This window comes from Fibrobacter sp. UWB1, assembly GCF_002210325.1.
Classification (GTDB): Bacteria; Fibrobacterota; Fibrobacteria; order Fibrobacterales; family Fibrobacteraceae; genus Fibrobacter.
The window spans coordinates 122,271-130,157 of the sequence record NZ_MWQL01000011.1 but is presented as its reverse complement, the minus strand read 5'-3'; the positions used below and the strand labels follow the sequence as shown (position 1 = coordinate 130,157).

The 7,887-nt window shown below is 46.3% G+C and carries 5 protein-coding genes and 1 pseudogene; 4 read left to right on the top strand and 2 right to left on the bottom strand.

Features of this window, described 5'->3' with window-relative positions:
- The 3 genes and pseudogenes from B7988_RS09885 to B7988_RS09875 all read left to right on the top strand — a co-directional run.
- Positions 1 to 605: pseudogene (locus B7988_RS09885) on the top strand (class I tRNA ligase family protein); the annotation flags it as partial.
- 389 nt (positions 606 to 994) lie between these two features.
- The gene (locus B7988_RS09880; protein ID WP_170930612.1) at positions 995 to 2,416 is read left to right on the top strand and encodes an FISUMP domain-containing protein; all 1,422 of its coding nucleotides are present in this window, start codon (positions 995 to 997) and stop codon (positions 2,414 to 2,416) included.
- Positions 2,417 to 2,460: 44 nt separating this feature from the next.
- The gene (locus B7988_RS09875) at positions 2,461 to 3,774 is read left to right on the top strand and encodes a hypothetical protein (RefSeq protein ID WP_141225626.1); all 1,314 of its coding nucleotides are present in this window, start codon (positions 2,461 to 2,463) and stop codon (positions 3,772 to 3,774) included.
- Positions 3,775 to 4,087: 313 nt separating this feature from the next.
- Here B7988_RS09875 and B7988_RS15180 read toward each other — a convergent pair whose 3' ends face one another.
- Complete coding sequence (locus B7988_RS15180) at positions 4,088 to 4,237, bottom strand: hypothetical protein (RefSeq protein WP_212668310.1); 150 nt, start codon at positions 4,235 to 4,237, stop codon at positions 4,088 to 4,090.
- A complete protein-coding gene (locus tag B7988_RS09865; RefSeq protein ID WP_088657758.1) occupies positions 4,234 to 4,464 on the bottom strand; it encodes a DUF2281 domain-containing protein in 231 nt (76 codons plus the stop codon). Before B7988_RS09865 ends, B7988_RS15180 begins: the two co-directional genes overlap by 4 nt.
- 180 nt (positions 4,465 to 4,644) lie before the next feature.
- Here B7988_RS09865 and ileS point away from each other — a divergent pair, with 180 nt between their 5' ends.
- Positions 4,645 to 7,830: an isoleucine--tRNA ligase gene (gene ileS, locus B7988_RS09860; protein ID WP_088657757.1), complete on the top strand. Its 3,186-nt coding sequence runs from the start codon at positions 4,645 to 4,647 to the stop codon at positions 7,828 to 7,830.
- The last annotated feature ends 57 nt before the right edge of the window (positions 7,831 to 7,887 follow it).

Here is a 7,887-nt window from a genome sequence, read left to right as displayed (position 1 = left end):
AGGGCCTCATCTACCAGGGCTACCGCATCCAGCCGTACAGCCCGGCTCTCGCGACTCCGCTTTCGAACTTCGAAACGAACCAGGGCTATAAGGACCGTCAGGACCCGTCTCTGACCCTCATCTTCCCGCTCAACACGGACGAAGCCAAGTTCAAGGACACGAGCATCCTCGTGTGGACGACGACCCCGTGGACACTTTATTCCAACTTCTGCATTGTTGTGGGCCCGGACATGGACTACAACCTGGTGGAACAGGACGGCAAGAAGTACTGGATTGCCGCAAGCCGTACCGCCGCTTACTTCAAGAACCCGAACATCATTGATACCTGCAAGGGTTCTGAACTCGTTGGTAAGGACTACGAACCGCTTTCCCGTATCTCCGACGAATTCGTGACGCCGGACCAGCTGTCCCGCCACTACAAGATTGTTTTTATGGAAGGGGGAAGTATCCCCCTGGTTCGCACTTCGTTGCTCTCCACCCCTACTGCGGGGCTCAGGCGCCGCCCCGCAACGCCCCGCTTACCCCACCCACCCGCCCAAAATTGGATTATTCATCCGTTTTTCTTATGTAAAATAGCGCTTTTCGACGGATTAGGGAGATTTTAGGGTATTAGAAGGAACTCAAAAATATATATATTTCAAATGACATAGAATTAGAGTAGTACTCTTGTTCCCGCATCGGAAATTCTGGTAAAATTTCTTTAGGCGAAAGCCTTCTACCTAGGGAATAAGACGAACACTCACACCGATCGGGTGTGGGTCGTTGGGTGTATACCCACGATTAGGCTCAGTTTATTTCTGAGTGAATCGTCGTGCTTAAGGTAGAAAGGTTTACCAGAGCCTCCGATGCATAAGCCGAGCGACACTATGCCTTTTTTGTTTCCGAAAAATGTGTGAATTCGACTCGACCTGTTGAATAAGTTACTGCTCGCAGACAGCCTTTGGTTGAAAGGTGAGAGCGATGAAAAAATATGCGATGGGAGAGGTTAAATAAAATGGAATACGAAAATCTTTTTCATGGTAAAGAGAAAGAGGCTTTAGAAAAAGCTTTAGACATTCGTAAGTTCGAAATAGAACTTTATTGGAAACGTACAGCATATTTTTGGGCGTTTATTGTAGCTAATTATACTGCATATTTTTTTATACTGGCACAGAATGATTTGAAACACCAAAGTCTTTATCTCACTTTGTTGTCTTTTATTGGTTTACTTCTTGCGCATGCATGGCAATTGTCCAACAAAGGATCGAAATTTTGGCAAAAAAACTGGGAAGCCCATGTTTCCCAACTTGAAAAGAATGTTATTGGCCCTCTATATGATGTTTTTCTTAATCCGCGAACTTCATATTCAGTTTTATCTCCATTTAAAAAATATGCGTGCTCACCAGCAAGAATAAATACAATGGTGTGTACAATCTTTTGTATTACTGGATTGGGCTTGTTTCTATATAACGCAATTCAATTTATGGCTGACTACAATTTTTGGTTAGTATTAGGAATAAGTTTTTTCATTGTAATCATTAGTTTGTCCATTATGACATATTTTTCATTTGGTCATCGAAATGATGATGAACCTTCTGAAATGATTTTCTTGAATCAAAAAGTTGAAGTCGCTCAAAACGATGAGATTGTTCCTAAACAGTCCGTCCATCATTTTGCTGATAGATTTTTTGTAAGAACCATAATGATTGGAAACCAAATTTGGATGCAAAATAATGTATCGATACCTGTGAGCGATGGATGCATCGTGTCATCCGATTCACATAAAATAGAGGATGCGCCATCAGAAGGAAAAAAACGGAACTATAAAATGCTAGATTCATATTGCAGTGGGAAAATAATCAATTATTGTGAAAGCCCCTTATATTCTATTGAAGGCGATGATGGTTTCTTAAGAAGTGTTCTGATCACTCCTGAAGATGAAGATGATAGTGCAAAAAATCTTTTCTATTCATGGGATGCTGCTATGAACATTAATTTGCCAGGCTGGCATCTTCCTTCTCTGGACGAATGGATGACCCTTTTTAAATATATGTTGGAAAATGGCTGTTCTAATTTCGATTTAGCTGATAAATTAAAAAAAGAATATGGATGGACTAAGACGGATAATGATGGAAATATAATAAGGAAAGAATACAAAGATTCCTTCGCTTTTTCGGCTAGTCCTGAAGGAACTTTGGGTACAAAATGGAAATATACAAAAGAGGGCGAATTACAACAAAATCCCGAATATTATGATGTCGATGATATAAGACCAGAACTATGGAGTAAGGGAAATTTAGCTTGCTTTTGGAGCTCTACAAAGCGAGAAAATGGCGATGTTGCTTGCGTTTGGATAGAAGATTATGTGACGATTCGTTATGTGCCTGCAAAAGAGTTGCCGTTTTATAGGTGTTCTGTACGATTAATAAAAAGTTGAAACGAATAGTTCCTATTTTTTTCAATATTTATTTCCTTTATTCTATGCCTAAAAAGACAAAAAAAGAAGAAGACGGCGATATAAAAAGATTCAAGGCTTTCGTTACAACGGTCCTTGGCAAAAAAGGTGCCAAAGTTTTTGCCCAAAATAATGCTATATGGGAAGAAAAATTTGAAAAAGATGAGCCTGAATTGGAAAATTTCGTTTTAAAGGCTATAGAATTTGATAATGCCGCTTGCGCCGTCATTCTTATGGATGACTGGATGAAGCGTATGAATAGTTCTAAAAATTATGAGAAATGGACTAAAAATACGCCACAAATAAAGAAACTGATTCTTGACGATGTCTATTTTCAAATAAAGACAGATGTTTTTCGAACCAGTATGGAAAAATTTGGTGGACGCAAGGGTATTACAGGCATAATGCTAAAGTCCTCTGATGAAGCGAAAAAAGGGAATTTGGCTCAAGCTTCTGAATTGACTAAGCCGCTTGTTGAAATGTTGCAAGACAATCCTTTTGTTTCAAATGATTTTTTTCATTATGTTTCGATTTCGGAAGAAATGGAATGGTTTATTTATCTGCATTATAAAGAGCCTTCTAGAATTCTAACAAGGAATGTCAACTTCATTTGTCCGATTGAACATATTCTCCTTAGAAGTGGATTTAATGCTTTTGAGAGGAAGGATTATTTCGAGGCGGAAAAGTATTTTCTAGAAGCAAAGAAATGGAATCCGTTCTCAGTAAATGGACTAAGAGGACTTTCTCTTGCGTACCGCAATCAAAAGAAATGGAATGAACTATTGATAACCGTTAAAGAGTGCTTTAAGTATGCTTATCGGCCAAGCCATTTTAAATCGCTTTATAATTTACTGATTGATTATTTCGCGGAAAAAGATAAGGATAAAGATGCTTTGTGTTGCAATTATTTGAAAATGTTTTACGTAGAGTCTGATAGTGACCGGAAAAAGGTCGCACGAGATATCCAGTTCTTGCATAGGATAGAAAAGTATGAAAACGGAATTAAAAGGACTACAGGGAAATTGTGCGATGATTACCTCTATAACACCGTTGATATTCTTCGCGAAAAGAAAAACAAGAGGAATTCTTTGCAAGGAAAGTCAACCATCACAATGAAGGATGTTCAAAAGTCTTCTCAAAAATATGGTTATCCAATGGGTGTGAATCCCGAGATAGTTGAAATTGCGAAGACTCTTTTCCAAAAAGCGAGTCAATCGGGAAAAACTAAGAATGCAGAGTACTTTAAGGGAATCCTTGATGATTTAGAAAAATGTAGCGAGAAAATGAAGGATCTTCAAAAGATTGGGAGTCACCGAAGAATCCATAGAACTCTAAATTAAGTTTGCGCCTATATTTTCGATTCCCAATTCACGCTTGGACGTGACGGGATGATTTCCTACACTGACAAAACGCAAGACTCGTTGTAATAGGGTATTAGGGAGTCGTGCGTCATGAGCTTCATTCCCTCGACCTTTGCCTGACAAATTAAAATCCGGTCAAACGGGTCTTTATGTCGTTGGGGAGCGTCTTCGGAATAAACGAGAGATTTCAGTTCAATGCAGTGATTTGGCTTTACTGGCAGGCTTTGCAAACCAGCCTTTATGCTTAGGTCGTTAAGTTCGTCACCAGAGAAATTGATGTCTTCTGCATGCTTCAAAATTTCATCTGGGTTTCCCAAATGTTTACGGAACTGTAAAAAATTTCGTTGTCGGGGTCTAGCAGAATATCCCAAGCCTTTTGCGATAATGCTTCGTCGCGGGTATGAAACCAAACGAGAATGTGCGTGTCCAGAAGAATTCTCATAGGTATTCCTTAAAATCCTCTGCAACTTCATTGTCGAAGGCGTTGATGTCTTTGGGGTATTTCCATTTCCCTTTCGCTAAGCCTGGGATTATTTTGGGGGCGTCCTGCTTTTCTTTGGCGGAGAGAACTTTTACCTTGAATTCCAGCAAATTGAGAAAACTGTCGATTTCATCGAAGTATTCTTCAGGAAAAGTGCTTATTTTCTTCTGTAAAGTGGCTAACGACATGATGCAACCTCCATGCAGGAATTCCTTTATTAATATAACTTTTTTTCATTAAATAGGGTAGATACGGCTAATTTGAGGCATATCGGAGACCTTTTTCTTGATATTGTAAACGACATTTTCTAAATTTGAACCCGAAAATTTAGTACCCGTGGCAGAGTGCCGCGGGGTTTGAGGTAACCCATGTTTCGTGAAGTAAAGAAAGAAGAGACCTTCCCGCAGATCGAAGAGCGCGTGCTCGGCTTGTGGGATAAGGATGAATCGTTCAAGAAGTCGCTGGACTCCCGTCCGGAAACTGAACCGTACACTTTCTACGATGGCCCTCCGTTTGCAACGGGCCTTCCGCACTACGGTCACTTGCTTGCCGGTACCATCAAGGATATCGTTCCGCGTTACTGGACCATGAAGGGCAAGAAGGTTCCGCGCGGTTTCGGTTGGGACTGCCACGGCCTCCCCATTGAATCTCTCGTGCAGAACGAGCTCGGTCTCGCGGGCGTTGCCGAAATCCAGAAGCTGGGCGTTGACAAGTTCAACGAAACTTGCCGCGGCAAGGTGCTCAAGTACACCAGCGAATGGAAGAAGACGGTGCGCCGCATGGGCCGCTGGGTGGACTTTGACAAGGGCTACAAGACCATGGACAAGAACTTCATGGAATCTGTGTGGTGGGTGTTCAAGCAGTGCTTCGACAAGGGCCTCATCTACCAGGGCTACCGCATCCAGCCGTACAGCCCGGCTCTCGCGACCCCGCTTTCGAACTTCGAAACGAACCAGGGCTATAAGGACCGTCAGGACCCGTCCCTGACGCTCATCTTCCCGCTCAACACGGACGAGGCCAAGTTCAAGGACACGAGCATCCTCGTGTGGACGACGACTCCGTGGACGCTTTACTCCAACTTCTGCATCGTTGTGGGCCCGGACATGGACTACAACCTGGTGGAACAGGATGGCAAGAAGTACTGGATTGCCGCAAGCCGCACCGCCGCCTACTTCAAGAACCCGAACATCGTGGATACCTGCAAGGGTTCTGAACTCGTGGGCAAGGACTACGAACCGCTCTCCCGCATTTCCGATGCGTTCGTGACGCCGGACCAGCTGTCCCGCCACTACAAGATTTACCCCGCCGACTACGTGAGTACCGAAGACGGTACCGGCGCCGTGCATACCGCTCCTTCCTTCGGTGAAGAAGACTTCCAGAAGGGTGCAGAACTCGACCTCGGCCTTTTCGACCCGCTGGATACCGAAGGCAAGTTCACCGACAAGGTTCCGATGTGGAAGGGCCTCGGCGCAAAGGAAGCCGACAAGGAAATTATCCGCTACTTCAAGGAACAGGGCCGCGTGTTCAAGCAGGACGTGATTGTCCACAGCTACCCGCACTGCTGGCGTACCGGCGTTCCTCTGATTTACCGCGCCCTCAAGACTTGGTTCCTGAAGATTGACGCCCCTGTCACGAACAAGGACGGTATCACCAAGACTCTGAAGGAATGGATGGTCGAAAACAACCAGACGGTGAACTGGGTCCCGGACCACATCAAGAACGGGCGCTTTGGCAAGTGGCTCGAAGGCGCTCGCGACTGGAACCTTTCCCGTAACCGTTTCTGGGGTACGCCGATTCCGGTGTGGCTCTCTGACGATGGCGACATGATTGCCGTGGGTTCTATCGAAGAACTGCAGCAGCTCACCGGCGTGAAGCTCGATGACTTGCACAAGCACTTTGTGGACAAGCTCACGATTGAAAAGGACGGCAAGGTCTACCGCCGTACGCCTGAAGTTTTCGACTGCTGGTTTGAATCCGGTTCCATGCCGTATGCCAGTCGCCATTACCCGTTCGAAAACAAGGAACTCGTGGAACGCAGCTTCCCGGCTGACTTCATCGCCGAAGGCCTTGACCAGACCCGCGGTTGGTTCTACACGCTGACGGTGCTTTCGAACGCTTTGTTCCAGAAGCCCGCTTTCAAGAACGTGATTGTGAACGGTATTATCTTGGCCGAAGACGGTTCCAAGATGAGTAAGTCCAAGCGCAACTATCCGGACCCGAACGACCTCATTGAACGCACGGGTGCCGACGCTATTCGCTTGTTCATGATCAACTCCGCCGCTTTGAAGGCCGAAGACCTGCGCTTCAGCGAAGAAGGCGTGAAGGGCATCGTGAAGCAGGTGATGCTCCCGCTTTGGAACGCTGTGGCATTCTTTGTGTCTAACCACAACGCCGACGCCGCCAAGGGCCAGTTGAACTGGAAGCCCGGTCAGGAAGTCAAGAGCGAGAATGAACTTGACCGCTGGATGCTTGCAACATTGCAGGATCTCGCTGCCAAGGTCGAAGTGGAAATGAAGGCTTACCGTCTGTACAACGTGGTGCCCGCCGTGATTGCCGCAGTGGATGACCTCACGAACTGGTACGTGCGCCGCAGCCGTCGCCGCTTCTGGAAGAGCGAAAACGATGGCGACAAGAACGCCGCCTATGCCACCATGTACAAGGTGCTGGTGGACTTCTCCAAGATTCTCGCTCCGTTCCTCCCGCTCCTCGCCGAAGAAATCTACCAGATTCTCGTCCGCGAAGTCGATGATAAGGCTCCGGTGAGCGTGCACCTCTGTGAATTCCCGAGCGCCGACAAGTCCCTGATGGACGAAAAACTCGTGGAACGCATCGCCATGGTGCGTGGCATGGTCGAAATGGGCCGCGTGATTCGTGCTACGAACAACGTAAAGAACCGCATGCCGATTGCCAGCATGACGGTGGTTGCTCATGGCACCGAAGAAAAGAACGTCGCCGAGAGCATGAAGGACTTGATCCTCGAAGAACTCAACGTTCGTGAAATGAAGTTCTTGGAAGATGAGACGAAGCTCGTGAAACTTTCCGCCAAGCCGAACTTCCTTGCCATCAAGGCGAAGGGCCCGGATTACGCGAAGAACATGAAGGTGATTTCTGCCAAGCTGAACAGCCTCTCGGTTGATGAAATCAAGGCTCTGCAGAATGGGGAGACGATTAAGTTCGAATTCGGTGAAGTCGGTGCCGACTGCCTGATGCTCAACCGCATCGTGGCCGACGGCATGGCCGTGGAAGCCAACCAGCACTTCACCGTGGCTCTGGACCTGAAGATTACGGACGAACTCCGCCGCGCCTGCGTGGCCCGCGAACTCGTGAACCGCATCCAGAACAGAAGAAAGGATCAGAACTACGCCATCACCGACAAGATCGAAGTGACGCTGTTCTCTGCAAGCGACGTATTCAAGCAAGCAGTCGCGGAGAACGAGGCTTATATTGCCGGCGAGACGCAAGCTGTCGCCATCAAGTGGGCTGCCGCCGCCGATGGCCTCGAAGCCAACGACGCCGACGGAGAGGCATTCAGCTTCACGACGGTAAAAGCCTAAATACTCTCAAAAAGATTCTAAAAACGCTCTTTCCTTGCGAAAGGGCGTTTTTCTTAT